Source organism: Streptomyces hoynatensis, from assembly GCF_003626535.1.
Taxonomy (GTDB): Bacteria; Actinomycetota; Actinomycetes; order Streptomycetales; family Streptomycetaceae; genus Streptomyces; species Streptomyces hoynatensis.
Genome location: NZ_RBAL01000001.1, coordinates 24,310 through 51,186, shown reverse-complemented (window position 1 = coordinate 51,186; position 26,877 = coordinate 24,310). Strand labels below are relative to the sequence as shown.

At 74.6% G+C, this 26,877-nt stretch carries 21 protein-coding genes; 13 read left to right on the top strand and 8 right to left on the bottom strand.

Annotation, left to right across the window (positions count from 1 at the left end; genetic code table 11):
• The first annotated feature begins 101 nt into the window (after positions 1-101).
• Genes D7294_RS32405 through D7294_RS00185 form a run of 4 tightly spaced genes read left to right on the top strand, consistent with a single transcriptional unit; the run spans position 102 to position 7,181 of the window.
• Positions 102-2,450 carry a serine/threonine protein kinase gene (locus tag D7294_RS32405; protein WP_158674537.1) on the top strand — a complete coding sequence of 783 codons (2,349 nt, stop codon included), beginning with the start codon at positions 102-104 and terminating at the stop codon, positions 2,448-2,450.
• On the top strand, positions 2,447-4,177 hold the full coding sequence (locus D7294_RS31500) for a hypothetical protein (protein WP_147450740.1): 1,731 nt from the start codon (positions 2,447-2,449) through the stop codon (positions 4,175-4,177). The genes D7294_RS32405 and D7294_RS31500 overlap by 4 nt, the downstream gene beginning before the upstream one ends.
• On the top strand, positions 4,174-6,414 hold the full coding sequence (locus D7294_RS00190) for an AAA family ATPase (RefSeq protein ID WP_241561994.1): 2,241 nt from the start codon (positions 4,174-4,176) through the stop codon (positions 6,412-6,414). The genes D7294_RS31500 and D7294_RS00190 overlap by 4 nt, the downstream gene beginning before the upstream one ends.
• Entirely contained in the window at positions 6,411-7,181 is a 771-nt protein-coding gene (locus tag D7294_RS00185) for an FHA domain-containing protein (protein ID WP_120674131.1), read from the top strand. Before D7294_RS00190 ends, D7294_RS00185 begins: the two co-directional genes overlap by 4 nt.
• Before the next feature lie 15 nt (positions 7,182-7,196).
• On the opposite strand, the gene D7294_RS00180 is transcribed toward D7294_RS00185, so the two are convergent.
• Positions 7,197-7,871: an RES family NAD+ phosphorylase gene (locus tag D7294_RS00180; protein WP_120675180.1), complete on the bottom strand. Its 675-nt coding sequence runs from the start codon at positions 7,869-7,871 to the stop codon at positions 7,197-7,199.
• Positions 7,871-8,539, bottom strand: coding sequence for a hypothetical protein (locus D7294_RS00175; RefSeq protein WP_174248232.1), 669 nt, complete (start codon positions 8,537-8,539; stop codon positions 7,871-7,873). Before D7294_RS00175 ends, D7294_RS00180 begins: the two co-directional genes overlap by 1 nt.
• Positions 8,540-8,739: 200 nt before the next feature.
• On the opposite strand from D7294_RS00175, the gene D7294_RS00170 reads away from it, so the two are divergent.
• A complete protein-coding gene (locus D7294_RS00170) occupies positions 8,740-9,285 on the top strand; it encodes a hypothetical protein (protein WP_120674129.1) in 546 nt (181 codons plus the stop codon).
• Positions 9,286-9,450: 165 nt separating this feature from the next.
• The gene (locus tag D7294_RS00165) at positions 9,451-10,092 is read left to right on the top strand and encodes a DUF1707 SHOCT-like domain-containing protein (protein WP_120674127.1); all 642 of its coding nucleotides are present in this window, start codon (positions 9,451-9,453) and stop codon (positions 10,090-10,092) included.
• 127 nt (positions 10,093-10,219) lie between these two features.
• On the opposite strand, the gene D7294_RS00160 is transcribed toward D7294_RS00165, so the two are convergent.
• On the bottom strand, positions 10,220-10,993 hold the full coding sequence (locus tag D7294_RS00160; protein ID WP_120674125.1) for an HAD hydrolase family protein: 774 nt from the start codon (positions 10,991-10,993) through the stop codon (positions 10,220-10,222).
• 370 nt (positions 10,994-11,363) lie between these two features.
• Here D7294_RS00160 and D7294_RS00155 point away from each other — a divergent pair, with 370 nt between their 5' ends.
• A complete protein-coding gene (locus D7294_RS00155) occupies positions 11,364-15,920 on the top strand; it encodes an RHS repeat-associated core domain-containing protein (RefSeq protein ID WP_120674123.1) in 4,557 nt (1,518 codons plus the stop codon).
• On the top strand, positions 15,920-16,279 hold the full coding sequence (locus D7294_RS00150) for a hypothetical protein (protein ID WP_120674121.1): 360 nt from the start codon (positions 15,920-15,922) through the stop codon (positions 16,277-16,279). The genes D7294_RS00155 and D7294_RS00150 overlap by 1 nt, the downstream gene beginning before the upstream one ends.
• Before the next feature lie 148 nt (positions 16,280-16,427).
• Here D7294_RS00150 and D7294_RS00145 read toward each other — a convergent pair whose 3' ends face one another.
• Entirely contained in the window at positions 16,428-17,453 is a 1,026-nt protein-coding gene (locus D7294_RS00145) for a LysR family transcriptional regulator (protein WP_120674119.1), read from the bottom strand.
• 101 nt (positions 17,454-17,554) lie between these two features.
• Between D7294_RS00145 and D7294_RS00140 the strand changes: the two genes are divergently transcribed.
• The gene (locus D7294_RS00140; protein ID WP_120675176.1) at positions 17,555-18,448 is read left to right on the top strand and encodes an NAD(P)H-binding protein; all 894 of its coding nucleotides are present in this window, start codon (positions 17,555-17,557) and stop codon (positions 18,446-18,448) included.
• A 305-nt stretch (positions 18,449-18,753) separates the two neighbouring features.
• Here the strand turns inward: D7294_RS00140 and D7294_RS00135 are convergent, their stop codons facing one another.
• Complete coding sequence (locus tag D7294_RS00135) at positions 18,754-19,332, bottom strand: TetR/AcrR family transcriptional regulator (RefSeq protein ID WP_120674117.1); 579 nt, start codon at positions 19,330-19,332, stop codon at positions 18,754-18,756.
• Between the two features lie 91 nt (positions 19,333-19,423).
• Between D7294_RS00135 and D7294_RS00130 the strand changes: the two genes are divergently transcribed.
• Positions 19,424-19,870, top strand: coding sequence for an anthrone oxygenase family protein (locus D7294_RS00130; protein WP_120674115.1), 447 nt, complete (start codon positions 19,424-19,426; stop codon positions 19,868-19,870).
• Between the two features lie 91 nt (positions 19,871-19,961).
• Here D7294_RS00130 and D7294_RS00125 read toward each other — a convergent pair whose 3' ends face one another.
• On the bottom strand, positions 19,962-20,804 hold the full coding sequence (locus D7294_RS00125) for an ABC transporter permease (protein WP_120674113.1): 843 nt from the start codon (positions 20,802-20,804) through the stop codon (positions 19,962-19,964).
• The gene (locus tag D7294_RS00120; protein WP_241561993.1) at positions 20,801-21,817 is read right to left on the bottom strand and encodes an ATP-binding cassette domain-containing protein; all 1,017 of its coding nucleotides are present in this window, start codon (positions 21,815-21,817) and stop codon (positions 20,801-20,803) included. Before D7294_RS00120 ends, D7294_RS00125 begins: the two co-directional genes overlap by 4 nt.
• 66 nt (positions 21,818-21,883) lie before the next feature.
• On the opposite strand from D7294_RS00120, the gene D7294_RS00115 reads away from it, so the two are divergent.
• Together D7294_RS00115 and D7294_RS00110 are read left to right on the top strand one after the other, a co-directional pair.
• The gene (locus tag D7294_RS00115) at positions 21,884-22,504 is read left to right on the top strand and encodes a TetR/AcrR family transcriptional regulator (protein WP_120674110.1); all 621 of its coding nucleotides are present in this window, start codon (positions 21,884-21,886) and stop codon (positions 22,502-22,504) included.
• 144 nt (positions 22,505-22,648) lie between these two features.
• Positions 22,649-23,326, top strand: coding sequence for a lytic polysaccharide monooxygenase auxiliary activity family 9 protein (locus tag D7294_RS00110; protein WP_120674108.1), 678 nt, complete (start codon positions 22,649-22,651; stop codon positions 23,324-23,326).
• A gap of 205 nt (positions 23,327-23,531) precedes the next feature.
• Here the strand turns inward: D7294_RS00110 and D7294_RS00105 are convergent, their stop codons facing one another.
• Positions 23,532-25,040 (bottom strand): cellulase family glycosylhydrolase, encoded by a 1,509-nt coding sequence (locus tag D7294_RS00105; protein ID WP_174248231.1) that lies wholly within the window; start codon positions 25,038-25,040, stop codon positions 23,532-23,534.
• A gap of 324 nt (positions 25,041-25,364) precedes the next feature.
• Between D7294_RS00105 and D7294_RS00100 the strand changes: the two genes are divergently transcribed.
• The gene (locus D7294_RS00100; protein WP_158674536.1) at positions 25,365-26,546 is read left to right on the top strand and encodes an ROK family transcriptional regulator; all 1,182 of its coding nucleotides are present in this window, start codon (positions 25,365-25,367) and stop codon (positions 26,544-26,546) included.
• Positions 26,547-26,877: the final 331 nt, after the last annotated feature.

Below are 26,877 nucleotides of genomic sequence, written 5' to 3'. Positions count from 1 at the left end.
CCCACCGCCCCTCGCCCGGTTTCCCTCACTACGCTGCGGCCTCGTCGCCCCACCGGATCGGGTGGAGCGGGGCATTCCGCCGTCGCGTGGAGGTAATCGCCGTGACCGACCAGGGCCCGCCGTCCGCACCGCACGCCCCCGCGGGCGGCATACCCGCCACCGTGCTGGAGACGGCCCCGGCCGCCCCCCTCGACGACGACCGCGGCGACACCTCCCTGCCGCCCGAGCCGCTGCGCGCGCGCTTCCGGTTCCTCGAACCGCTGGGGGGCCGCACCCGCGGCCCGGGCGAGGCGGCCGTCTACCGGGTGAGCGACGCGGCCGGCGAGCACGTCGTCAAGTGGTACCACCGCGACCGCGCCCCCGACCCGCGGGTGCGCGAACTCCTCGCCGCCCACCGCCTGCCGCACGTCACCCACCTCACCGAGACGGGAGTCATCGCCGGTCACCCGTACGAGATCTCGCCCTCCCACGGCAACGTCAGCCTCGCCAGGTACCGCGAGCTCCGCCCGGGGCCCGCCGCCCCGGCCCTGCTGCGGGCCGTGGTGCGGCAGGTGCACGAGGCCCTCGACGCGGTCCACCGCCTCGGCATCGTGCACCGCGACGTCACGCCCGCCAACCTCGTCCTCAGCAGCCTCGACCCGGCCGACCCCGGCCTCACCCTCACCCTGGTCGACCTCTCCTCCGCCGCCTACACGACCGAGGAGCGGCCCGCGGCGGCCGGCGAGCCCTGGGTCGGCACGGCCAGGTACCTCTCCCCGCAGGCGGTCGCGGCGCGGCAGATGATCCACCCGCAGGCGGACTGGTGGTCCCTGGGGATGATCGTCGCCGAGCTCGCAGGCGGCAGGCATCCCATCCGGCACAGCGAACCCGGGTACGTGCACAGCGAGATCACCACCCGCCCGCCCGACCTCTCCCACGTCACCGACCCCCGCGTCCTCCTGCTGTGCCAGGGGCTGCTGACCCGCGACCCGCACCAGCGGTGGGGGGCCGCGCAGGTGGGGCGCTGGCTGGCGGGCGAGGCGCCGCCCGTCGCCGCCACCGACTGGGCCGCGCCCGCCCCGCCGCCGGGCCCGGCGGCCACCGCCTTCGTCTTCCTGCAACGGGAGTTCACCGACCCCGTCGAGCTGGCCGCGGCCTTCGACGCCCACTGGCGGCAGCTGGCGCAGACCCTCGCCAACGGGCGTTCCCGCCGCCGCCTCGCCGCCTGGCTGCGGCAGTTCGCGGACCACCCCCGGTACGACGAGCCGGCGCGCGAGGAACTCGCCGAGCTGCTGCGCCTCCTGGAACGCCGCCCCAGGCCGGAGACCCTCGTCCGCCTGCTGTCCTGGCTCGGCCCCGGCCTTGAGCCCTCCTACCGCGGCGAGCCGCTGGCCGCCGACGGCGATCTGGAGGAGCTGGCCGTGCGCGCCGAGGACGGCGAGGAGCACGCGCTGTCCCTGGTGGAGGACCTGGCGCGCCACCCGCTCCTGCCGCTGCTCGACGCCCGCCCCGGCGGCGAGGGCCTGGCCGCCGCCGACGCGGCCTGGCGGGAGGCGCGGCGGCGCTGGCCCGCCGAGGTGCGGGCGCTGGCCGAGGAGGTGCCCGCGCTGCGGGAGCCGGGGGCGGCGGCGCTCACCTCGCTCGCCGGCCCGGAGGGCCGCCGCCTGTCCGCCTCGCTGCTGCGCCTGGCCGCCGCCGGGGAACGCCGCCGCGCCCAGCTCGACGCGGACGCCTCCCGGCGGCTGCGGCGCCTGCCTGAGCCCGTCGGCTGGTACGCCCGGCTGGTGCGCGACCGGCGGGACGGGCTGCGGCTGCTGCTCGCCTGGCGCCTGTCCGGCCTGGCCCTGCAGGAGTCCTGGCGCACCCGGGACGAGCGGATGCGGCGGCGTGCGGAGCGCCGTTTCTGGGAGGAGCAGCGGTGGGCCGCCGAGTGGCTCAACGCCCAGGAGCTGCCCGTGGCGCTCGCCTGGGCCGCGGCGGGCACGGCGGCGGTGACGGTGCCGTGGCTGTTCCTGATCGGCCTGTGCGACGTCGCGGGCCGGGCGCCGCAGCAGACCGTGACGCTGGCCTGGGCCTGGTCGATGCCGGCCGCCGCCCTGATCCTCGCCCTCGAACTGTGGACGGCCTACCGCATCGGCTACCTCGACTACCGCCCCGGCTACCGCTATCACCCGGACCACTCCCTGGCCGGGCGGCTGATCGCCGCCGGGGGGCGGGCGGCCCGGCCGGCGCGGCGCCACCGGGTGCTCGGCGCGCTCGTCGTGGCGGCGGCCTGCGGCCTGCTCCTGGCCACCCTGCTGCTCGCGGCCTGGCTCTGGCCGGCGGCCACGGTCCTCGCCGTGGGCTGGTGGACCTGGCGCCGGCGGCGGTCCTTTTCCGGCCCGCCGCCCGGCCCGCCACCCGGCCCGCCACCCGGCCCCCCGGCCAACGCCGGGCCCGCACCGGAACCGGCACCGGGGCGGGCGTCATGAGCAGCGGATACGCCAGCCCCGAGGTGACCTTCGTGGACCCCTTCGTCGACTTCCCCTCCCCCGATGCCCTCACCGGCCAGGTGGCGGACTCCGTCTCGGGCCACGCGCTGGGCGGACTGCCGGACGGACTGCCGGACGGCGCGGGGGAGGCCGTGGGGGAGGCCGTGGACGGCGTGGGAGAGGCCGTGGGGGAGGTGGTGGACGGCCTGGCCGACCAGCTGCTCGACCTCGTCGCCCCGGCCCTGCTCGGCCTGGGCGCGCTGAGCGGCGCGCTGCTCGCCGGGCGGGCCGCCATGGTGGGCACCCAGGCGCTGGCCGCCGCGGCACTGCGGGCCTCCGAGGCCCAGCAGACCCGGACGCGGGAGGCCGAACGCGCCGAGGAGTCCCGGCTGCGGTGGCAGGACGCGGCCTTCGCCGTCTGCCGGGCCAACGCCCGGCTCGCCGCCCTCCGCGCCCGCATCCGGCAGGCGGGCCCCTGGCCGGGACCCGGCGGGCCGCCCGGCGGGAGTCCCGAGCCGCCCTCGCTGCCGCCCGCCCTCGACCCGGTGGGCCTGTCTCTCGACCGGATTCACGCCTGGCTCGCCGAGACCGACCGGGCCGCGCGGCGGGCGGAGGCCGACCTGGCCGTGCGCGCCCTGGCGCCCACACCGCCCGGCGCGCGGGAACCGCACGCGGCGCGGGGCCCCGCCGGGCCGCGGGAGGACCTGCGGGCGGCCGCCGCGCGGCGGCTGCGGGCCCGCCGCGAGCGGGCCCTCGCCCAGTACGCCGCGGCCCGCACCGAAGGGGAGGCGAGGCGCGCCCTGCCGCCGTACTCCTCCCCGCTGCCGAACGCCTCCGCGCTGACCGCCGACCGGGCCGCCGAGATGGGCGAGGAGCTGCTGGCGGGGCTCGACCCGGCCGTCCCGGCCGAAGCCTGCGCCCGCATCCAGGAGCAGCTCGCCCACGCCGTCGAACTCGCCCGGGAGCGCCCGGCCGACGCCCTCCAGCACCTGTCCGAGGCCCGCCAGCTGGCGTACGAGGCCACCTGGCGCGCCGCCGACCGGCGCGAGGCCGCGGAGTGGGCGGCGCAGCAGCGTGACGTGCTGCGCCGGGCCCAGCCGGGGACCGAACTCGCGCCTCCCGAGGTGCTCGCCGCCCTGGAGCGGATCGTCGAGAACGGCGGCCCGGTGGACCCCCGCCTGCGGGCGGAGACCAGCGTCCTGGTCGCGGCCCGGCAGGCGGCGCTGGAACGCACCTACGTGGCCCAGCTGTTGCGGCGCCAGATCGCCGAGGCGGCCCAGGGCGCCCGGATGACGGTCCGCAGGCCCGCACCCGGGGTCGAGCTGATCGAGTGGGCGCCGCCCGAGTGGGGCACGGAGCACTGGCTGCGCCTCGCGCTCGACGCCGGGGGGACGGTCCGCGTGCAGACCGTGCACCGGCCCCGGGACCCCGGGGAGGAGAGCGACGCGGACCGCGCTCTCGACCGGGAACGCTGCCGGGCCGCGGGCCGTTTCCTGGCCCGTCTCGCGGACCGCGCCGCCTCCGTCGGGATCACGCTCGACCTGGCCTTCGACGGCGGCGGCACGGTCGCCGGCACCGGCCCGGGACCCGCGGGCGAGGCCGACCGCCGCCCCGCGCCCCGCGAGGCCCCGGCCGCCCGCCACCTCCGCCACGAGGACGAGGTCCGCCGGACCCCGCAGCAGCCCCGCGGCCCGCGCGGCCCCCGCGGTGAGGACCACCGCCCGTGAGCGAGCCCGTTCCCCCGCCTTCCGCGGACCCCGGCCCCGGGGCGGCCCCCGCCGCCCCGCCGCCGCCCCACGCCCCCACGCCGGTCCCCGTCACACCGCCGAACCTCCCCGAGCCGCCGAACCTCGCCGAGCCGCCGAACCTCGCCAAGCCGCCGAACCTGACCAAGCCGCCGAACCTGACCAAGCCGCCGGCCCTCGAACTCCCGCCGTTCGCCCAGGAGCTGGCCGGCACCCTCAGCGTGCACGCCCAGTACGTCCTGCACGGCAACGTCCGGGACGACTACCTCATCCGCCACCGCGGCCAAGACCGCCGCTTCGGCATGGCCGGGCTGCTCTGGCACACCCTCCGCCACCACGGCTACGAGGCACTGGTGCGCTACGACGTGGTCGACGGCTTCACCGTCCACCCCGCCGCCGCCCTGCCCGACGCGGAACGCCTGCTGGGCCGGGGCACCGTGGGCCGCCGCCACCGGGACCGGCTGCTGCGGGCCGCCACCCGGCCCGCCCTGCGCGAGATGGAGCCGCTGCTGCGGGCCGTGGCCACCGGCCTGCCCCCGCAACGCCACCTCAGGCAGGGCGCCGACCGCACCGCGCCCGGGCCGGAGGGGGAGCCGGGGCCGCAGGCGCCGCGCCGCCTCGCGTTGCTCATCGACTACGCCGCCCGCATCTCCACCGACGTCGGCCACCTCAGCGAGGCCGAGCGCGACTTCTTCCTCGCCTGCCTGAAGCTCGCCAACGACGTGGCGCCGGTGCACCACCAGCGCAGCGGCCGGGACCTGTTCAACCCGATCATCTGGCTGACCGAGGGCGAGCGCGATCTGCCGAACTGGCTGGTCTCCGGCAGCGACCGCATCCGCACCATCGGCGTGCCCCTGCCCGACCTCGGCGACCGCGAGCGCATGGCGCGCCTGCAGACCACCGAGGCCGCACCCGTCCCCTCCGCCCCCGGCAGCCCGGACACCGCCGGCAGCCCGGACGCCCCGGGCAGCCCGGGCACTTCGGATGCCCCGGACGCGCAGTGGCCGGGCCCGGACGCCGACCGCGCGACGCACGAGTTCGCCCGCGCCGCCGCGGGCCTCACGCTCCGCGAGATGCGCGAGTGCGCGCGGCTGGCCCGCGACCGGAGGCTGCCCTACGCCCGCATGCCCGACGCCGTCCGCATCTACCGCCTCGGCGTGGAGGACAACCCGTGGCGCCGCGCCCACGTCCGTAGGCAGATCAGCGAAGGGGAACGCCTCATCCGCGCGCGCGTCAAGGGCCAGGACCGTGCGATCGACACCACCATGGACATCCTCAAGCGCGCGGCCCTCGGCCTGTCCGGGGCGCAGGCCGCCCACCCCGGGACCCGGCCGCGCGGCGTGCTCTTCTTCGCCGGGCCGACAGGCACCGGCAAGACCGAGCTGGCCAAGACGGTCGCCACCGTGCTCTTCGGCCGCGAGGACGCGTACCTGCGCTTCGACATGAGCGAGTTCTCCGCCCCGCACTCCGCGGACCGGCTGGTCGGGGCGCCCCCCGGCTACGTCGGCTACGAGGCGGGCGGCGAGCTGACGAGCAAGGTGCGCGCCGACCCGTTCCGGGTGATCCTCTTCGACGAGATCGAGAAAGCGGACAAGGGCGTGCTGGACAAGTTCCTCCAGGTGCTGGAGGACGGCAGGCTCACGGACGGCCAGGGCATCACCACCTACTTCAGCGAGTGCGTCCTGATCTTCACCTCGAACCTCGGCGTGCTCACCGAGGACCCGGTCACCGGCGCGAAGCGGCCGGCCGTCGAGCCAGGCACCGACTACGCCGAACTGGCCGCCACGATCCGGGAGAACGTGAAGCGCCACTTCGTGGAGGTGGTGGGCCGGCCCGAGTTGATGAACCGGCTGGGCGGCAACGTCGTCGTCTTCGACTTCATCGGCCGCGAGGTGGCCCGGTCCATCTTCGACCTCCAGGTGCGCAACATCCAGGCCCTGATGCGGCGCGACCAGCAGCTGCACCTGCGGCTGTCGGAGCAGGCGGGTGCCGACCTCGCCGCGCGCTGCACCGCCGACCTGGACAACGGCGGCCGGGGCATCGGCAACGCCCTGGAGACGCTGCTGATCAACCCGCTGGCCCGGGCGCTGTTCGAGGAGGGGGAGCTGCCCGAGGGCAGCACGGTCACGGTCACGTCGGTGACCGAGGACCCCGAGCGCGGCGGGGTGCGGCTGCGGCTGCGCATCGACGCGCCGGGCGAGGGGGTGCCCCGGCCGTGACCGGCGAGACCGGCCGCCCCGGCGACGGCCGCCCCGGCCCGCAGAACGCCGCCCGTGACCCGGACGACCTGGTGGACCCGGAGGACCTGGCCGACGCCGTGGACCCGGAGGACACCGCGGACCCGGAGGATGGGGACGCCGCGGAGGACCCGGAGGACTGGGACGACCCCGACCACCCCACCTCCGCCCCGCCCTCCCTGTCCCGGGAGCCGGGCCCCGCGGACCCCGAAGCCCTCGCGTACGTGTCCCCCGAAGACCCGGCGTACCCCGGGGTGTCCGAGGAGCCCGAGCGGGGTGAGGCAGGCCCGGGTCCCGCGCCGGCGCCCGGGGCCGGGTGCGCGCCCCTCGCCCCGTACCCCTGCTGGAACTGCGGGAGCCGCGTCACCCCGCCGGCGGCCGCCTGCCCGTCCTGCCTCTCGCCCCTGGCCCACCTCGTCCTTGAGCTGAACACGAGCCCGGCCCTCCGCGTCACCGTGGGCCCCGGCAGGGAACTGCGCCTCGGCCGCGATCCGGAATGGGCCCCGCAGACCGCGGTGCCCCTCGGCCTGGCGATCGGCGTCTCCCGCCGCCACGCCACCATCACCGTGGACCGGGACGGCTCCGCCTGGCTCACGGACGGCCCGGCCGGTGCCAGCCTCAACGGCACCTGGCTCAACGGCCACCGCCTCGAACCCCCCGGCAGCCGCCACCGCCTCCACGACCGCGACGCGCTGGCCCTCGGCCTGCGGGTGCGCGGCACGGTGCGGATTCACCTGCCCCCTGGCTGAGCCCCCGCCGCCCGCTCACCGGCCGCCCGGCCAGGGCCCCGCCTCCGGCAGGCTGATCGCGGCGTTGAGCGCGGCGAGCAGCAGGTTGGCCTCCCGGACGCCGGCCTCGGTGCCCAGGTCGTGGAACACCTCCGGCTCGGCCTTCAGCACGTCCTCCCCGCAGCGGTCGCCGAACAGCACGTACGCCAGGCGCGGCCGGCGGCGACGCGACTGCCACACCAGCCCCTTCGCCCAGGGCGCGTCCCGGCGCAGCGCGGCCGTCCAGCAGCGGGTCTGCGGGTAGACGGAGACGCCCTCCTCCTCCACCAGCCACCGGTCCTGCCCGATCGCGGCCAGGTCCTCCTCGTCGACCAGCCTGATGAGGGGGAGGGGCCGCGTCGTGACCAGCCGCGTCAGCGAACGGGTGCGCGCCTGCGCCCAGGGGATGAGCCGCCCGCCGTCGGGTCCGAACTCCCGCGAGCGCAGGAACACCTCGGCCAGCGCCGTCAGCGGCTCGTCCGCCACGTACAGCACCTTGAAGGGGTCCTCCGCGGTCCCGTCGAAGCGGCCGCCGCCGAAGTGCGGGTGCGCGGAGCGCGCGTGGAAGCCGGCCGCGGGGAACGGGGTGAGGTGGCACCGCCACAGCCGCGTTCCGGCCTCCAGGGTCGTGCAGTGGGGAGCGAGGCCCGCGGGGGGCGCGTACGCCGGCATCAGCACTCCCCTTCCACCAGCACCTGCGCGGCCTCGGCCAGCAGCTCGTCGGGGACCCGCCCGATGAGCTCGGCGGGAACGCCCCCCAGCCAGCGGTTGGCGCCGAGCCACCAGTCCGCCGCCCCCCAGGGGTCCTGCTCGGCCAGCAGCATCCGGTTGACCCGCCGCACCACGGGGCGCGGGCCGCCGCCGGGATCGAACTGGAAGTCCGGGTAGCGGGCGCCCCGTTCGGCGTCGGTCAGCCGGATCAGGCCCGCGGCCAGCGGATCGGCCGCCGTGCGCGGGTCGAGTTCCGCCTCGGACCGCGCGGGCGCCGCCAGCAGCCGCCGCCGCGCCCGCGCCACGATCTCCTCGGGCGAGGGCGCCTGGGCCGCCAGCCGCCGCAGCACCTCGCGGGCCCGTTCCGCCACCAGCGTGGGCGCGTCCCCTGCGCCGGTGGCCAGGCGCGGCCGATCCGCCACCGCCGCCCGCAGCGGGCTGTCGAGCGGCAGCGACAGCAGCGCCCGCCCGATGCCGAGCGCGGCGCGGCGCGCGGCGACCGCGTCGGCGCCGGCCGCGGCCAGCTCGTCCAGCGCCAGCCGGAACCTCTCGAACTCCTCGGGTGGCAGCCCGGCCCTGATCTCAGCCAGCCGCTCCCCGACGAGTTCCAGCATCTCCGCCGCGTTCACCGCTTCGCCTCCCGCCACCAGTGAGCGGCGGCCCTGCCCGGCCGGGCAGCCACCGCGGGTCTTCGGCAACTGTCCCACGCGACAAGGGGGTTACCGCCCGGCCGGACGGAAAATGCCCGGACGACGCCCAGCGGGAACCCGCAGGTCACCGGGCGCCGGCTCTTGAATGGGCGCACGAGCACAACGGCGAAGGAGGCGCTGTGCACGAGACGGTGAGCTCGCTGCTGATCACGTTGGTGGCGGTGGCGGGCACCCTGGTGTCGACGCTGCTGGCGCAGCGGCAAGTGCGCCGTTCGAGGGCCCAGGAGCTGAGCCGCCTCGACCGGCGCCGCCGCATCGAGGCCAAGCGGGCGCGCTACACCGCGCTGAACACCGCGGCGCGCCGCTACCTCGTGGCCCTGACCAACCAGTTCCACGCCCTGCGCGCGAACGAGGGCGTCGAGTCCGTGACCGCGGAACTGCACCGCGCCCGCGCCGCCCACGCCGACTGCTACGCCGAACTCCAGCTGATCGCCCCGCCCGCCGTCCTCGCCGCCGCCCGCCGCGCGAACCGCTCCCTCAACCACACCTTCGGCCTGCTGATGCGCCTCACCAACGGCACCTGCCTCGCCGGGGACTCCCTGGACGCCGCCCAGGCCCGCATCAGCGCCCTGTGGGAGGTCGAACTCGCCGGCCTCAGACGGCAGATGCGCCTGGACCTCGACCTGGACCCGGCCTCCCCCGCCGGTTCCCCCGCCGCCCCCTGAACGGCGCCCCCGCCCGGCCGTGCCGCTCCCCCGCCGCAGGCTGCCGCCTGCCTCGCCGCAGGCTGCCGTTCCCCCGCCCTCAGGCTGCCGTCTTCCCTCGCCGCAGCGTGCCGCCTCCCTCGCCGCAGCTTGCCGGGCGCCGGGGCCTGCCCGCACACTGCATCCATGCCAGACGACGCACCCCCACCGAACCTCCCCGCCCCCCGCCCCGGGAACCCGCAGCTCCGGGTGTCCGACCGGGAGCGCGAGCAGGTCGTGGAGTTCCTCCAGGTCGCGGCGGGGGACGGCCGGCTGACCCTGGCCGAGCTGGACGAACGCGTCGGGGCGGCGCTGGCGGCCCGCACCGTCTCCGACCTCGCGGCCCTGACCGCCGACCTGCCGCTGGAGGAGATGCCCCCGGGCGCGCGCGAGGTGATCCGGATCGACCAGCGCTTCGGCGAAAGCGAGCGCACGGGCCGCTGGCTGGTGCCGCGCCGGATGGAAGTGGCCCTGATGTTCAGCGAGTTGAAGCTGGACTTCACCGAGGCCGTGCTCACGCACCGGGTCCTGGACATCGACGTGAACCTGCGGCTTGGCGGCCACCTGACCCTGGTGACCGCGCCCGGGATCGTGGTGAACGCCGACGGCATCAGCCACAGCCGCGGCGAGATCAAGCTCCCCCCGGCCCCCGGCCCGGAGACCCCGGTGCGGCTGAGCATCCTGCTGACCGGCAGGTCGACCGGCGGCGACATCGTGGCCAGGCCACCGCGCCGCGCCCCCTGGCAACGCCTCCGCCGCAAGCCCCGCCCCGGCGACGCCTCCCCCTGACCCCCGGCCCCCGGCCCCCGGCCCCCCGAGCCTTTCCGGCGGCAGGCGTCTCGCGGGTGGCAGGAGCCCCCTGCGGCGGCGCGAGCCGATGCCGTGACCCGGGCCCACGCCGTGCGTGGGCCCGGGCCTACGCCGTCACCGGGGCGGCCCCGGCCAGCCGGAAGATCTCGGCGGCGACCGCCTCCGGCTCGGGCGGCACGGTGACGTGGGCGACGTCCTCCAGGCTCGGGTGGGCGCCGACCCGCACCGCCCGCCGCGCGTTGCGCAGCAGGTCGAGGTCGTTGATGTCGTTGCCGAACGCCGTGTACGCGCCGATCCCCAGCGAGGTCAGGGCCTCCCATTTGTTCGTCGTGCCCGGGGCGAAGTCGACGATCCCCTCGTCGAGATGGTGGTTGACGGTCAGCCCGAGCCCGCGCCCGGCCTCGGCGAGCTCCGCCATCCGGGAGGCGCTGACGACCAGGAACTTCACCACGTCGCCGAGTTCCGCGATGTCCACCCGGCGGGCGAGATTGCCCTGGTCGACGCGGGTGCGGATGGGGTGGTCGGGTGGCCCGGTGTAGGCGTAGTCCCAGGGGCCGTCCGCGAGATACGCCGCCTCGTGCCGCTCCACCACCTCCAGCAGGGCGGCGAGTTCCGCCGCCCCGAACACGGCCCTGGCCCGCACCCGCCCGCCGACCGAGAGCAGGCTGCCGTTCCCGCCGATCAGCGTGGCGGTGGGAAACTCCCCGCCGAGCACGGGCAGCAGATCCCTCACCGGCCGCGCGGAGGCGAACACCACCTGGTGACCGGTTCGTTCACACGCGCCGATCGCCGCCCGTATCCGCCCGTCGATGGCCCGCCCGTCGAAACAGAGCGTGCCGTCGACATCGAAAACCACCGCCCGGACCCGCGATTCGCTCATCCTCGCATGGTATGCGGCAGGCCGGCCGGCGCCCCCGCCTGTCTGCCGCCCCGGGCCGGCCGCCGGCGTTCGGCCCCTTCGCACGGCCCGTGAAGCCCGCCGGCTCCCGACGCGAGAGCCGGCCCCGCGGTTGCCGCGGCAGGGGGAGTCCAGGTCTTCGGCGGAAGGCTTGCGCCGCGCGTCCCGCGGCCCATTGATCCGCGACCGGAACGATCAATCGGAGAATCCGCGAGGTGAATGTCACCGGGAACTGCCGACGGCCCCTGGCGTGTCCTCCCTGGTGAATGCACGACCGTTGAACGCGGCCTGAGCCGACGCTTACCGTACTGTGCAGTTGCGCACGTCGATTGATCATTCTGGGGGGAAGATCATGGCACGTCCGTCCGATTGGAGTCCGGTGGACATGGACTCCGACCCCACGCCCGGTGACCCCGAGGAGATCCGGACGCTGGCCGATTCCCTCCAGGACTTCGCCGACGACGTCGGCGAGGCATTGGGAAAGATCCGCGCCATGGCCTCCGATCGCGCCATGCAGGACTGGGCCGGATTATCCGCCGAAGCCTTCCGCTCCGAATTCGACGAAGTCCCCGGCAACCTCACCAAACTCCACACCAGCTACCAACTGTGCGCCCAGGCCCTTTCCGCCTACGCCCCCCAACTCGACACCGCCCAGGGCATGGCCGACCGCGCCCTCCAACGCGCCCTCGAAGCCCAAGCCGACCTGACCACAGCCCAAGGTCAACTCGCCGACGCACAAGACTGGGTCACCCGCGCCGGCCAGGAATCCGACCGCCTCCAGCAGGAGGGCCACGGCAGCAGCGCCCCGCCACCCGACGAGGCCCAGGTCCGCGCCGCCACCCGCAACGCCCAGGCCGCACACGACGCCGCCACCGCAGCCCAAACCCGCGTGGAGGACGCCCAGCAACGCCTGGACGCCGCCCGTGAACTCGCCCGCCAGGCCCGCGACATGCGCGAGGACGCCGCCCGCACCTGCGCCCAGGGCATCGACGAAGCCTCCGACGCCGGCATCCACAACCGCCACTGGTGGGAAGACGCCATCCACTGGGTCACCGAAAACTGGGACACCATCGTCGCCGTCTGCAAAACCATCGTCGCCGTCCTCGGCATCGTCGTCATGATCATCGGCGGCCCCCTCGCCTGGGTCGTCCTCGCCGCCGCCCTCGTCGTCCTCGCCGACACCCTCATCAAATACGCCAACGGACGCGCATCCCTGTGGGACGTCGCCTTTGCGGCCCTGGACTGCATCCCCGGCATGAAAGGCATCACCACCCTCGGCGGCCTCGCCCGCGGACTACGCGGCGGCCTGTCCGCCGCCCGCACCGGCCTGCGCGGCATCGCCCAAGGCGTCAAGGGTCTTGCCGGACGAGGCCGCACCATGCTGGCCGACGGCATGGAAGCGGCCAGGTCGCGCTTCCGCAACCTGATCCGCAGCTCCGGCAGTGACCCGGTCGACATGGCGACCGGTCTGATGTACCTGCCGCAGACCGACGTCCTACTCCCCGGCACATTGCCGCTGAGCTTCACCCGACGCGTCGAGTCGGGCTACCGCACCGGCCTCTGGTTCGGGCCCTCCTGGTCCTCCACCTGCGACCAGCGCCTGGAAATCGACGAGAAGGGCGTGGTCTTCGTCGCAGAGGACGGCATGGTGCTCGCCTATCCCCACCTGCCGCCCGGGACGGGCACCGCGGTCCTCCCCGCATCGGGCCCGCGCTGGCCCCTGTCCCGGTTGGCGGATGGCCGGTACGCGGTCACCGAGCCCTCCACGGGGCGAGCCCGGCACTTCGCGCTGCCCGACGCCTACGGGCTGGCGCAGCTGGAGCGCATTCAGGACAGGAACGGCAACACCATCGACTTCGCGTACACGGCAGACGGTGTCCCCACGGCGATCCGGCACTCCGGTGGCTACCACCTGAAGCTGACCTCCGCAGAAGGCCGGATCACCTCGCTGTCCCTGGCGGGCGCCGACGGCGAGGACATCCTGATCCGACGCTATCGGTACGACGCGGACGGCAACCTGTGCTCGGTCGTCAACTCTTCGGGGCACACGCTGCGCTTCACCTACGACGACCGGCTGCGCGTCACGTCATGGACGGACAGCAACGACCGCCGTTACTCCTACACCTACGACGAGAAGGACCGCTGCGTCGCGGAGTCAGGCGAGGCGGGGCACATTGCCGTGGCCCTGGACTACGACGGTGCGCTCCCCGACTGGCCAGGGATGCGGGTCACCACGCTGACGACTGCCGCGGGCGCGGTCAGCCGCTTCGTCACGGATGACACCTGCCAGGTGGTCGCCGAGATCGACGCCAACGGCGGAGTCACCCGCACCTCCTACGGCGACCACCACCGCGTGGTCGCCACGACGGACGCCACCGGGCACACCACCCGTATCGAGGACAGCCCCGAGACGCGGTCCGGCGCCGTCGTCCGGCCGGACGGAACGACGATGCGCTACGTCCACGAAGAGGCGGAACGACGCGACCGCGTCGTCCTCCCTGACGGCAACGCCTGGGAGTATGCCTTCGACGAACGCGGCAACCGGACGGCCGTCACCGACCCGTCCGGCGCCACCACCGAGTTCGACTACAACGACACCGGCGGGCTGGCGGCCGTTACCGACCCGCTGGGCGCCACGACCCGCATTCGCTGCAACCCCGCCGGCCTCCCGGTAGAGGTCACCGATCCGCTGGGCAACCGCCAACTCGCCCACCGGGACGCCTTCGGCCGCCTGACCGAGATCACCGACCCGCTGGGCGCCGTCACCCGGCTGTCCTGGACGGTGGAAGGGCGACTCGCCGCCCTCGTCGGCCCCGACGGGTCGACAGAGACCTGGGAATACGACGGCGAGGGAAACTGCGTTCGGCACGCCAACGCCGCCGGAGCCGTTACCGCGTTCGAGTACACCCACTTCGACGTGCTGGCCGCGAGGACCGATCCGGACGGCACACGCTACGAGTTCGAGCACGACGCCTCACTGCGCCTGACCCAGGTCACGGGCCCGCATGGCCTCACCTGGCGCTACGAGTACGACGAAGCGGGGCGGTTGTCGGCCGAGACCGACTTCGACGGGCGCCGGATCACCTACCGGCACGACGCGGCCGGGCGTCTCGTGGCGCGTACCAATCCGCTGGGACAGACCGTTACGTACGCCTATGACTCCATGGGGCGGCTTGTTCGCAAGGACGCGGGCGGCGTGGTGACCGAATACGCGTACGACGCCATGGGGAACATGGTCCGGGCCCGGGGCCAGGACTGTGAGGTGCGCTGGGAACGCGACGCCGGTGGTCGCGTGCTGAGCGAAGAGGTCGACGGACGCATCATGTCCTTCAGCTACGACGCGGCCGGCCGGCGCCTCTCGCGGACCACTCCGGGCGGCGCGCGAGCGGAGTACGCGTACAACGCGACAGGCCGACGGGTCGCCCTGACCTCCTGCGGGCAGCGCCTTGACTTCGACTATGACGCGGCCGGCCGGGAGACTTCCCGCCGCGTGGGCGGCGGCCTGCACATGGCACAAAGCTGGGACGCGCTGGGCAGGCTCACGGAACAGGCACTCACCGGCGTGGACGGCCTTCCGTGGCGGCGCACGTACGCCTACCGAACGGATGGCAACCTCATCAGGCGCGAGGACTCCCGGGGCGGACCCACCGAGTTCGAGCTGGACCGTGCCGGGCGCATCTGCGCCGTACGCGCCCACGAGTGGACCGAGTCCTACGCCTATGACGCCGCCGGCAACCAGACCCACGCGTCGTGGCCCGACGACCATCCGCACGACGAGGCACGGGGCGCCAGGAGCTACCAGGGCAGCCGGATCATCAGCGCAGGCGCGGTCAGGTACGAGTATGACCCGGCCGGGCGCGTCATCCGGCGCCGCCGGACCCGCCTTTCCCGCAAGCCCGCCGTCTGGTCGTACGAATGGGACGCCGAGGACCGGCTCACCGCCGTCACCACTCCGGATGGCATCGTGTGGCGCTACCGCTACGACCCCTTCGGCCGCCGGGTCTCGAAGCGGCGCATGTCGGCCGATGGTGCGACGGTCGCCGAGGAAGTCCGCTTCGCCTGGGATGGTTCGGTCCTCGCCGAACAGACCACATCCCGTCCGGATCTGCCCCACCGCATCACCCTCACCTGGGACCACGACGGGGTACGTCCTCTGTGCCAGGCCGAGCGGCTGAGCGACGCGGCCACGCAGGAGGAGATCGACGCACGCTTCTTCGCCATCGTCACCGACCTGGTCGGCACGCCGACGGAACTCGTCGACGACACGGGCAAGATCGCCTGGCGGCCGCGAACAACCCTGTGGGGCACCACCGCCTGGCCTTCCGGCAGCAACGCCTACACGCCGCTGCGCTTCCCCGGCCAGTACCACGACGCAGAGACCGGCCTCCACTACAACCACCACCGCTACTACGACCCGGAATCCGCCCGCTACCTCACCTCCGACCCGCTCGGCCTCGCCCAAGCGCCCAACCCGGTGGCGTACATCCGCAACCCGCTCATGTGGGCCGACCCACTGGGCCTGGGGCCTTACCGGGAGTTCGCGCACGGCACTTCGCTGAACTTCGCGGAGGACATCCTGGCCAACGGGCTGAGCGCGGACGCCGGACGGGCCGCCACAAATGGCGGAGCCATGAGCCGCCCGGGATCGTTCTTCACGCACGAGGTCGCAGGCGGCGATTCTCCCGGCTTCCAGTCCGCTTATGAGTGGGGCCTGCGCGTCGACGGCGAATCGCCCTCGACTGTTATCGTGGGCCGACTCCCGGAGTCCACCTACCAGAGGTTGCTCGACGAGGGACTGGTGGAGGTCCGGACGGTGGGTGAAGGCGTGCCGGACGAGACGATCTTCCATCCGGACTCCTTCGAGACACTGAACCGCGAGATGAACTGGATCGCGAAGGTGACGCCCTGATGGAACCGGAATCGAACGAGTACTCCGCGGCCTTTCTGCGCCCCACGAAGTGGGGAGAGATCACCCGGCTCGACGACGGCCGCTGGGAGACCGTCTGGGCCCTGAGCTTCACGGCGCCGGCGCCGGCGGGCGAGACGCCCGTCCACCGGAACGACCGCATCGGCTTCCGATCGACCCTGAGGGTTCCCGACGAGGGAGACCGCACGGCAGGCCAACTGCGGGTGGTCACGGAGGAAGAGGCCATGTCGGCGGTCAACTACCCGGAAACATTCACGTCGTTCCGCCTCGTCCACGAGACCGTGGCCGCGATCCGCACCATCCAGGGACTCCCCCGCGAGTGGTACGCCCCCTTCCGCTGACATCCGTCGGCACAGCGCGACACCACGGGAATGTGACAACCACGCCGACACGGCTGCACCGCTGAGGGCTCCGCCGGCCGGAGCCGGCGTCGAAGGCGGCGTACAGGGCGGAGGTGCCGGCGGCGAGGAACAACGGCGCGCCCCCGCCTCAACCCACCCCGTCCCCCACCCCGCCTCGCGTCCCGCCTTCTCTCCCGCTTCCCGGGGTGCCCTCGGGGGTGCCGCCCGGCGTGCGCTCCCGGGGGCGGAGGGTGCGGCGGACGGCGGTGCGGAGCCAGTGGTGGGCTCCGTCGGCGGCGTGGCGGGGGTGCCAGGCCATGCCGATGGTCAGCGGCGGCAGCGGCAGGGGGATGTCGAGGAGGCGCAGGCCGAGGGCGGTGGCGTCGTCGGTGAGGGGCGAGGGGGCGGCGCCTGCGGGGGCGGCGGGGACGAGGCAGACGAGGTCGCTGCGGGCGGCGAGGGTCATCGCGGCCAGGTGGCCGGACAGCACGACGGCCACCCGCCGCCGGAGGTTCAGCTCGGCCAGGGCGGAGTCGAGGGGGCCGGTGAACCGGCCGCGGCGGCTGACCACGACGTGTTCCGCGGCGGCGAGCCGGGCGGGGGTCAGGGTGCCCTCGGCGAGGGGGTGGCCGGGCCGCACGGCCGCCATCATCCGCAGGGTGACGATGTCCTCGACCCGGGTTTCCGGGTCGACGTGGTCGATGGAGCCGACCTCCACATCGATCCGGCCGTCGCGGAGGGCGCCTGCCGCCTCCAGTTCCTCGGCGCGCAGCCGGAACGAGACCCCCGGCGCCTCCTGCCGGGCCAGCCGCAGCAGCCCCGGGGCCAGGGCCGCGCCGACCAGGTCGGCGGTCTGGAGGGTGAAGGTGCGGCGCAGTTCGGCGGGGTCGATCCCGGCGCCGGGGCTGAGCAGCGCCCCGAGGCGGCGCACCACCGCGGCGGCCTCCTCGCGCAGGGCCTCGGCGCGGGGGGTGGGGACCATGGCCTGCCCGGCCCGCACGAGGAGGGGGTCTTGGAGGATGCGGCGCAGGCGCGCGAGGGTGCGGCTCATGGCGGCCGGGGAGGTGTGCAGGCGGGCGGCGGCGCGGGTGACGCTCTGCTCGGCGAGGAGGGCGTCCAGGGCGACCGCGAGGTGGGCGTCGACCACCGGCTCTTGGCTGTTCACCAGCATCATTCCGTTTCAGGCAATGATTCCGTGCTGAAGTTCCCATTGTGGCAATGCCGTGGGCCTCCCAGGATGACGGGCATACCGAACCGGACGACCCCGAGGTTTTCATGATCGTCATCACTGCTCCCACCGGTAACATCGGCCGCCGGCTGCTGTCCCTGCTCCTTGAGGCGGCCCCCGCCCACGGCGAGGAACTGCGCGTGATCGTCCGCGACCCCGCCCGGCTGCCGGAGGCGGCCAGGGAACGCGTCGAGGTGATCACCGGCTCGCACGGCGAGGCCGAGGTCGTCGATCGCGCCTTCGAGGGGGCGGACGCCGTCTTCTGGCTCGTCCCCCCGGACGCCTCCCGGTCCCCCGAGGACGCCTACCCCGGCTTCACCCGTCCCGCCGCGAAGGCGCTCGCCGCCCACGGCGTCGGGCACGTCGTCGGCGTCTCCGCGCTCGGCCGCGGCACCCAGGTCGCCGGACGCGCCGGGCTGGTCACCGCCTCCCTCGCCACGGACGACCTGCTGGCCGGCACCGGTGCCGCCTACCGGGCCCTGGCCTGCCCCTCCTTCTTCGAGAACCTCCTGGAGGAGGCCGAGTCGATCCGCGAGAAGGGCGTCTTCACCGACTCCGTCGACCCCGACCGCAAAGCCCCCCTCGTCGCCGTGGCCGACATCGCCGCCGTCGCCGCCCGCCTGCTGCTCGACCGCTCCTGGAGCGGCAGCGGCGACGTCCCGGTCCTCGGGCCGCAGGACCTCTCCCCCCGTGACCTGGCCCGCATCATGACCGAGCAGTTGGGCCGCCCCGTCCGCTACGAGCGCCAGCCGCTCGACGAGTTGCTCGGCGCCCTCCTCGGCTACGGGCTCAACGAGGCGTTCGCCCAGGGCGTGGTCGACATGAAGCGGGCCAAGGACGAGGGCCTCGACGCCGGCGTCACCCGCACGCCGGACACCGCCTCGCCGACCACCTTCGAGCGGTGGTGCGCCGAGACCCTCAGGCCCGCGGTCCTCTCCTGACCGCCCCCTCCGCCATCCCCCCGCCCGCACGCCGGGCGCGTGCGCCGGGGATGTCGGCCCGGGGCGTGCGCCCGGGGATGCCGGCCCGTGGCGCGTGCGCCCGGGGTGTGGCCACGGGTGCCACCCGGCGCGCCGTCCGGTGCCGGAGGGGGGCCGCGGGGTGATACGGGGTGACACGGGGATGCCCCCGCCCTGCGCCCGTCCACCTCACCCATGCCTGCCCGGGGCCCCATCCCCCCGGAGCCGCGGGCCCGCCCGGGGCCCCGTCCACCCCAGGGCCCCATGCCCGCCGCCCGGGTGGCGGGTCAGACGATGGCGAGCCGTTCCACCAGCAGCGCGATCCGCGGCTCCGCGTCCTCCGGCGGGAGCCGCCCCGCCCGGGTCAACGTCGCGAGACCGTGCAGGGCCGCCCAGAACGCCTCGGTGAACAGGCCGGGGTGGACGCCGTCCCCGGCGACCTCGCCGAGGCTTTCCAGCAGGGCGGCGAAGGCGTCCTTCAGCTGCTCGGGGGTGTCCTCCTGCGCGTACACCAGACCGCCGTCGAGCTGGAAGAGGGCGTCGTAGACCGCCGGGTTGCGGGCGGCGAAGTCGAGGTAGGCCCTGGCCAGGGCGTACACCCGGGCGCGCGGGCCGTCCGCGGCGGCGGTCGCGGCCCGCACCGCCGCGGCCATCTCGGTGGCGCCCTGGAGGGCGACGGCGCCGATGATCTCGCGCTTGCCGCGGAAGTGGCTGTAGAGGACGGGCTGGCTGTATTCGATGCGCTCGGCGAGCCGGCGGGTGGTGACCGCGTCCCAGCCCTGCTGCTCGGCGAGTTCGCGGGCTGTCGCCACGATGAGGCGCTCGCGCTCCGCCCGTTCGCGCTGCTTGCGTTCCTGTACCGACATGATGCGACCCTAGCACCGCTAGACAAGAGAGCGGTAGCAGCGCTAGCGTTGCCACATCGGCTAGCAACACTAGATGCCAGGAGGGGTCGGCATGCTCAACGCACTCGAAGTGGTCACCACCGTGGTCGTCGGCGTGATGGTGGGGGTGGAGTTCTCGGTCGCCTTCGTCATGAACCCGATCTTCACCGCACTCCCGGAGGACAGCGGCCAGCTCGGCCGCGCCCACGGGGGCCGGATGCTCGGCGCCGTGATGCCGTTCTGGTACATCGGCTCGCTCGTCCTCGTCGTGCTCTGGGCCATCGCCGGCCGCCACCACGACGGCACCGGCCTCGTCGTCACCGCAGGCGCGCTGCTGCTCCTCAGCGTGATCATGTCGCTCCTGCTGCTCGTCCCGATCAACAACCGCGGCAAGACGTGGACCCCCGAGAACCGGCCCGAGGACTGGAAGGAGCAGATGAACCGCTGGGACCGCCGGCACTACGTCCGCGTCGCCGTCATCCTCGCCGCCTTCGCCCTCCTGGCCGCCGCCCTCGCGTGAGCCCACGGGCCCCGCGACGCTGCTCGCGCCGCGCCCAGCGGCCCGCTGCTCCCCCGCGAAACCGTCCGGGCCCGCACGGCCCCCGCGCCCCTCAGTCCCGCCTGCCGTAGAGGCGCAGCGTCAGCGGGGCACACACCAGGGCGAGGGCGACGGTCGCGGCCAGGGACCAGGTGACCTCGCCGGCCGCCTGGCCGGTGCCGTTCATCAGGCCCCGGGCCGCGGCCGCCACGTGGCTGAGCGGGTTGACCTCGACGAAGGCCCGCAGCCAGCCGGGCATGGTGCCCGGCTGCACGAAGATGTTGCTGGCGAATGAGACCGGGATCAGCACCGCGTTGGCGATGCCGATGACGACGGCCGGGTCGGGCACCAGCAGCGCGAGGGCCGCCCACACCAGGGACAGCGCCAGCCCGAAGGCGAGGACCAGGCCGACCGCGCCGAGCACGCCGGGCACCCCGCCGCCGGGCCGGTAGCCCATCAGCAGGCCGAGGGACACCACGATGGCCGAGGCGAACAGGTAGCGGGCGGCATCGCTGAGCAGCCCGCCGCACACCAGGGCGCCGCGCCAGACCGGCAGGCCGCGGAACCGGTCGAAGGCCCCGCTCCGCACGTCCTGCGCGAGCCGGGCACCCCCGTACATGGTGACCACGGCGATGCTCATGGCCAGCACGCCGGGCAGGAGGGTCCTCAGGTACGCGCCGGCCGAGCCGCTCAGCGCGCCGCCGAACAGGTACGTGAAGAGCACCGTGAACAGGATCGGGATGGCGGCCGAGTCCACGAGCTGCTTCGGGTCGTGCCTGATCTTCAGCAGGGCACGCAGGCCGAACGCGGCCGAGGCGGCGAACGCCCCGGCGCGGCGGCGGGAGCGCCCCGCCGCGAGCAGGGCGTCGATCGGGTCGGACCCGGCGGCGGGACGTACGGCGGTGGGGGTGCTCATGCCGGCGGCTCCTCCCGCTCCTCGCCTGCCGCGCCCGCCCGGCGGCCGGTCAGCGCGAGGAACGCCTCGTCGAGGCTGGGCCGCCCCAGGGAGAGGTCGGCGATGCCGATCCCGGCCTCGGCGAGCCGGGTCATGGCGCGTCCGGCCGGCCCGCCCAGGTCGGCCGCGCCCGGCCGGTCGGCGAACAGCACGGACAGGGCGAGCGGGTCGGCGGCGAGCCGGACCGTGCCCTCCAGGGCGCCCGCCAGGATCTGCCGGGCCCGCGGGCGCTGCGCCCCGTCGAGCAGCCTCAGGTGCAGGGTGCCCGCGCCGACGCGGGACTTGATCTGGGCGCCGGTGCCCTCGGCCACGATCCGGCCGTGGTCGACGATCGCGATCCGCTCGGCCAGCAGGTCGGCCTCCTCCAGGTACTGGGTGGTGAGCAGCACCGTGGTGCCGGCCGCCGCGATCCGGCGGACCAGCTCCCACACCTGGCTGCGGCTGCGCGGGTCGAGGCCGGTGGTCGGCTCGTCGAGAAACAGCAGGTCCGGCGTCACGAGCAGGCCGGCGGCGATGTCCAGCCGGCGGCGCATGCCGCCCGAGTACCCGCCCACCGGGCGCCCGGCCGCGCCGGACAGGCCGAACGCGTCGAGCAGGTCGGCCGCGCGCCGCCTGCGGGCGGCCCGGGACAGGCCGTGGAGCCGGCCGAGGAGCAGCAGGTTCTCGTGCCCGGTCAAGTCCGTGTCCAGGGAGGCGAACTGGCCGGTCACCGCCACCCGGGAGCGGATCGCCTCCGCCTCGGTCAGCAGGTCGTGGCCGAGAACGCGGGCGCTGCCGCCGTCCGGCCGGGTCAGCGTGGCCAGGATGCGGATCGTGGTGGTCTTCCCCGCCCCGTTCGGGCCGAGGAAGCCGAAGACCTCACCGCGCCGGATCGTGAGGTCGATCCCGTCCAGCGCCCGGCTCCCGCCGTAGGTCTTGCGCAGCCCGCGCGCCTCGATCGCCGGCTGCTCCCCAGCCGGCATTTTCTTTGACATGCTGTAAGAGTTGACCAAACTCTTACAGCATGTCAAGGCTACGGCGGAGCGCATAGCATTCCGGGAATGGCCGACTCGCAGGACACCGCCCCGCCGCCCCGCCGCCGCCGGTCCGACGCCCGCCGCAGCATCGAGGCGATCCTCGACGCGACCCGCCTCGTCCTCGGCGAGCGGCCCGACGCGAGCATGGAGGACATCGCCGCCAGGGCCGGCGTCACCCGCCAGACCGTCTACGCCCACTTCCCCTCACGCGAGGCCCTCGTCGCCGCCCTCGTCGAGTCCGCCGCCGCCGAGTACGCCGCCCTGCTCGACGAGGCCGGCCTCGACACCGCCCCGCCCGCCGAGGCGCTGGCCCGGTTCCTCGGCGCAGGCTGGCGGTTCGTCGACCGCTACCCGCTGCTGCTGAACCCCGCCACGCGGCTCCCGCGCCCGGTCCGCGACCCCCACGACCTCGCCCCCCCGCGCCTCGAACGGCTCATCCAACGCGGCCAGCGCACCGGCGAGTTCGAGCCGTCGATCCCCGCGGCCTGGCTCTCCGCCGCCGTCTTCGGGCTCCAGCACACCGCCGCGGCACAGGTCTCCGCCGGGCACCTCACCGCCGAGGAGGCGGCGGCGCTGTGCGAGGACAGCGCGCTGCGCCTGTGCGGCGCGCGCACGGGGAGCCGGGGCGCGCCGCGCAATCCCTGACCCGGCCGCCGGCCGGTCCAGAATCGGCCCGGGGGAAACCGTTTCGGTGAGATGTCGCCGGGTAAAGCTCGAACAAAGAACCACCTGGGAGCGCTCCCACTCCGGAACCATCCTCACGCCTTCCGGAAGACGGAGACCACAACGATGTACTTGGACACCCCCACACGCCGCTGGACGCGACGGGTGATCACGCCCGTGCTGGCCGGCGTCCTGGGCCTGCTCGCCCTGTTCATGAGCCCGTGGGCCGATTCGGCGAGCGCCCACGGTTCGATCGTCGACCCGCCCTCCCGCTCCTACGGCTGCTGGGAGCGCTGGGGCAACGACCACCTCAACCCGGACATGCAGCAGGAAGACCCCATGTGCTGGCAGGCCTTCCAGGCCAACCCCAACACCATGTGGAACTGGATGAGCCTGTTCCGGGAGAACCTGGCGGGCAACTTCCAGGGCGCCATCCCGAACGGGAAGCTGTGCAGCGCCGGCGACGCCCAGGGCGGGCTGGCCAGCTCGCTGGACAAGCCGGGCCCGTGGACCACCCAGGACGTCAGCACCAACTTCAGCCTCCACCTGCACGACCAGGCCAGCCACGGCGCCGACTACTTCCTGGTGTACGTCACCAAGCAGGGCTTCGACCCCACCACGGAGGCCCTGGGCTGGGACGACCTCGAACTGGTGCAGCGGACCGGCAGCTACGCGCCGGCCCAGGACATCACGTTCAGCGCCAGCGCCCCCGGCCGGTCGGGCCACCACATCATCTACACGATCTGGCAGGCGTCGCACCTGGACCAGACCTACTTCATCTGCAGCGACGTCAACTTCACCTGATCTCCTCCGGCTTGCCGGACGCACACCCGCCCGCCGGGCCCCTCACCGGGCCCGGCGGGCTCGCGCCTTTCCGGCCACCGGACGCCGGTCCCGCGGGCGCCGGTCCCGCGGGCGCCGGCCCGGCGGGCGCGAGGCGCCGCGGGTCGCGTCCCGCGTGCTGCGCCCCGCGCCCGTCCGCCGCGTCCCCCGGCCGCGGCGTGCGGTCTCAACTCGTCGTGCAGGGGCTGCCGTTGAGGGTGAAGCCGGTGGGGGCACCGGCGTTGCCCGTGTGCGTGGCCTGGAAGCCGAGGCTGAGGGTGGCGCCGGGGGCGAGGGTGGCGTTGTAGGCGGCGTGGGTGGCCGTCACGTGCCCGCTGCCCGGACTGTAGGTCGCGTTCCAGCCGTTGGTGATCGTCTGGCCCTCCGGCAGGTCGAAGGCGAGGGACCAGCCGTTGACCGCGGTGGTGCCGGTGTTGGTCAGGGAGAGGGTCTCGGTCAGGCCGGTGCCCCAGCTCTGGATGCCCACGGCGACGCGGCAGGCGGCCGTGCCCGGGTCGGGGTCGGTGCCGTCGCCGGGGTTCTGCGTGAGCAGGTGGTCGCGGAAGCCCTCGCCGTAGGTGCTGGTCGGGGTGCCGTTCCAGTCGGCGATGAGCACGCTGCCGCCCGTGCAGCCCCAGGGGTTCCAGGTCCAGGCGGTGTAGCCGACTCCGTGGGCGTCGGCCCAGTTCATCACCTGGTCGATGTAGTCGTGGGCGCAGGTGTCCTGGCCGGTCTCACCGATCTGGACCGGCACCTGGGCGGCGACGGTGCCGATGGTGCCGTCCCAGCAGGAGGTGGTGACGCAGCCGTTGAAGTTGTAGGAGTGCCAGGAGGCCATCAGATTGCCGGTGGGGTCGTCCGGCCTGTAGTCGAGCCACTGGCTCAGGTTGTTGGTCCACTCCAGGCCGCCGGTCATGATCACGTTGGTGGCGCCGGTGGCGCGGACCGCGTCCACGAGGGTCTGCATGCCGGCCACCTCGTAGCCGATGCCGGCGCACGTGCCGCCGTCGCGCAGGCAGGTCCACGCGGCCGTGGCATCGGACCAGTTGTTGGCCGCGTCCGGGTAGGGCTCGTTGAACAGGTCGAAGATGACCGCGTCGTTGCCCTTGAACGCGGTGGCCACCTGCGACCAGAACTCCGGCGCGTACTGCAGGTCGGGCATCGGCTTCTGGCAGGTGGCCGCGACGTCGGGACAGCCCGCGCCGGGCCCGGTGTACTCGCCCCTGGACCAGTGCAGGTCGAGGATCACGTTGATGCCGTTGGCCACCAGCAGGTTCGCGTAGTCCTCGACCGCCTGCTGGTACTCCGCCGCGCCGGGACCGCCCGCGGGCACCCCCTCGGTGCCCAGCCAGCACTCCTCGTTCAGCGGCACCCGCACGGTGTTGACGTGCCAGGTCTTCATCGCGTCCACGGCCGCCTGGTCCACGGGCCCGTCGAAGATCTCCTTGCCCTGGACGCAGCCGAACTCGCCGCCCGACCTGTTGACGCCAAGGGGGCGGAACGTGTCCCCCGACTCGGTCACCAGGCGGTTGCCCGAGACCTGCAACTCCGGTGCCGCCGCGGCGGCTGCCGCCGCTTCCCCGGTGCGCTCCGGCCCGGCCTGGCCGGCCAGGGCCGGTGCGCCGGAGCCGACCGCCCAGCATGTCAGGACCACTCCGGCAACGCCGAAGGCCCGCAGGGCTCTCCGTATGTCCATCACTTCTCCCTTGCCGCATGTGTGCACGAGGCCCGTCCCACGGGGCGCCGCCCGGGAAGGGGCGGCCCTGGAACGGCTGGATCGGCACCCGGGTCCCGGGCGCCGTGGGAGCGCTCCCGCAGCAGGGGCAGCGTAGTCACGCCCCGCGGCGGCACGGAAGCTCCGTGCGGCGAATTATTTTTGCCATAAAAATCAGGGCGGGGTGATTCGGCCGCCTGGCGCCGGCCGAGGGCGTCTCCACGAGACGGCACTTCCGCCACGGAATCTCCGCCGGGGGCGGCGCCCGCCGGGGAGGGGCATGGGGTGGCCCGTATCCTTCTCGTTGTGGGAGCGGCGGGAAGTCGAGGCGGCCGGCGGCCGGCGCCGGACGCCTGGCGCGCCGTGCCCGAGACCGCGCGGCCGATCCTGCGCGAACTGGTGCTCCACGGCCCGCAGTCGCGCACGGCCCTGGCCCGGTCGCTCGGCCTGTCGCCCGGCAGCCTGACCCGGTTGACCAAGCCGCTGGTGGAGGCGGGGCTCGTGGTGGAGCGGGGCGCCGTCCCGCACCCGGTGAGCGGGCGGCCCACCCGCCCCCTCGAAGTGGTCGCGGACGACCTCCACTTCGTGGGCGTCACGCTGACGTCGAGCCACGTGTACGGGGTCCTCACCAACCTGCGCGCCGACGTGGTGGCGAGGGAGAGCGCGCCGCTGGCGGATCTCGCGCCGGAAACGGTGATCGCGCAGATCGGGGAGGTGGCGGAGCGGCTCTCCGCCCGGGGCAGGCAGCCGGTGGCGATCGGCCTGGGGATGGGCGGCAACGCGCGCACCCGGGCGCCGGTCGGCGAGGGCGAGTTGATCGACTCGGGCCTGCTGGGCTGGGAGCAGGTCCCGGTGAGCCGCATGGCGTCCGAGCGGCTCGGCATTCCCTGCACGGTGCGCAACGACGTCACCGCCCTCGCCTACTCCCACCTGTGGTCGAAACAGGCCCGCGGGCTGACGGACTTCGCCATGGTGACCGTCGGCGACGGCCTGGGGTATGCGCTGTTCCTCGGCGGCCGGGCGGTGCGCCTCACCGAGGCGGCCATCGGCGACTTCGGCCATCAGATCCTCACCCCCGACGGGCCCATGTGCCCCGCGGGCCACTGCGGTTGCGCCGGCGCGTACCTCACCAAGAGTTCCCTCATGATGACGGCGGCCCAGGGCATGCGCCGCTTCCCCACCTACTCCGAGGTCCTGGAACTGGCGGGCGCCGGGGACCGGGTGTGCGCCCGGGCGGTGCAGCGGGCCGCCTGGGCCCTGGGCGTGCTGATCGCGAACGTCGTGAACAACACCGGGGTGCGGACCCTCGTGCTGGCCGGCGAGGCCATCGACGTGGCCAGGGTGGCCCGGCCGGAGCTGGAACGCGGGCTGGCCGCGCGGCACCGGAACCCCGAGGACATCGAACTCACCGTCCAGGCCCACGACTTCCACGACTGGGCCCGGGGCGCCGCCGTCGTCGCCATCCGCCGCCACATCTCCGACCACTGACCGCCTCCCGCCCCCGGCGCCGCCGCCTCCCCGCCCCGCGGCCCCGCCGCGTCCGCCGCCGCCGCAGTCGCCGGCCCCGCGGCCCTCGCCGTTCGCCGTTCGCCCGTTCGCCGTTCGCCCGCTCGGCGTTCGCCCGTTCGCCGTTCGCCCGCTCGGCGTTCGCCCGCTCGGCGCTCACCGCTCGCCGCAAAAGGGGCCGGGCTCGTCCCCCCGGGACGGGTTCCGCCCGCCCCCCGCACCCCCTGACCAGGCAGGTCACGGTGACGACTTTCGATATCTTGACGTGAAGACAGCTGGTGTTTAGCATCCGAAGAGCGTCACAGTTCGTACC

Excerpts from the sequence above, each read along its gene's own strand:
- D7294_RS31500 (WP_147450740.1), top strand. The coding sequence starts at position 2,447 with ATGAGCAGCGGATACGCCAGCCCCGAGGTGACCTTCGTGGACCCCTTC.
- D7294_RS00180 (WP_120675180.1), bottom strand. The coding sequence starts at position 7,871 with ATGCCGGCGTACGCGCCCCCCGCGGGCCTCGCTCCCCACTGCACGACC.
- D7294_RS00165 (WP_120674127.1), top strand. The coding sequence starts at position 9,451 with ATGCCAGACGACGCACCCCCACCGAACCTCCCCGCCCCCCGCCCCGGG.
- D7294_RS00160 (WP_120674125.1), bottom strand. The coding sequence starts at position 10,993 with ATGAGCGAATCGCGGGTCCGGGCGGTGGTTTTCGATGTCGACGGCACG.
- D7294_RS00155 (WP_120674123.1), top strand. The coding sequence starts at position 11,364 with ATGGCACGTCCGTCCGATTGGAGTCCGGTGGACATGGACTCCGACCCC.
- D7294_RS00150 (WP_120674121.1), top strand. The coding sequence starts at position 15,920 with ATGGAACCGGAATCGAACGAGTACTCCGCGGCCTTTCTGCGCCCCACG.
- D7294_RS00145 (WP_120674119.1), bottom strand. The coding sequence starts at position 17,453 with ATGATGCTGGTGAACAGCCAAGAGCCGGTGGTCGACGCCCACCTCGCG.
- D7294_RS00140 (WP_120675176.1), top strand. The coding sequence starts at position 17,555 with ATGATCGTCATCACTGCTCCCACCGGTAACATCGGCCGCCGGCTGCTG.
- D7294_RS00135 (WP_120674117.1), bottom strand. The coding sequence starts at position 19,332 with ATGTCGGTACAGGAACGCAAGCAGCGCGAACGGGCGGAGCGCGAGCGC.
- D7294_RS00130 (WP_120674115.1), top strand. The coding sequence starts at position 19,424 with ATGCTCAACGCACTCGAAGTGGTCACCACCGTGGTCGTCGGCGTGATG.
- D7294_RS00125 (WP_120674113.1), bottom strand. The coding sequence starts at position 20,804 with ATGAGCACCCCCACCGCCGTACGTCCCGCCGCCGGGTCCGACCCGATC.
- D7294_RS00120 (WP_241561993.1), bottom strand. The coding sequence starts at position 21,817 with ATGTCAAAGAAAATGCCGGCTGGGGAGCAGCCGGCGATCGAGGCGCGC.
- D7294_RS00115 (WP_120674110.1), top strand. The coding sequence starts at position 21,884 with ATGGCCGACTCGCAGGACACCGCCCCGCCGCCCCGCCGCCGCCGGTCC.
- D7294_RS00110 (WP_120674108.1), top strand. The coding sequence starts at position 22,649 with ATGTACTTGGACACCCCCACACGCCGCTGGACGCGACGGGTGATCACG.
- D7294_RS00105 (WP_174248231.1), bottom strand. The coding sequence starts at position 25,040 with ATGGACATACGGAGAGCCCTGCGGGCCTTCGGCGTTGCCGGAGTGGTC.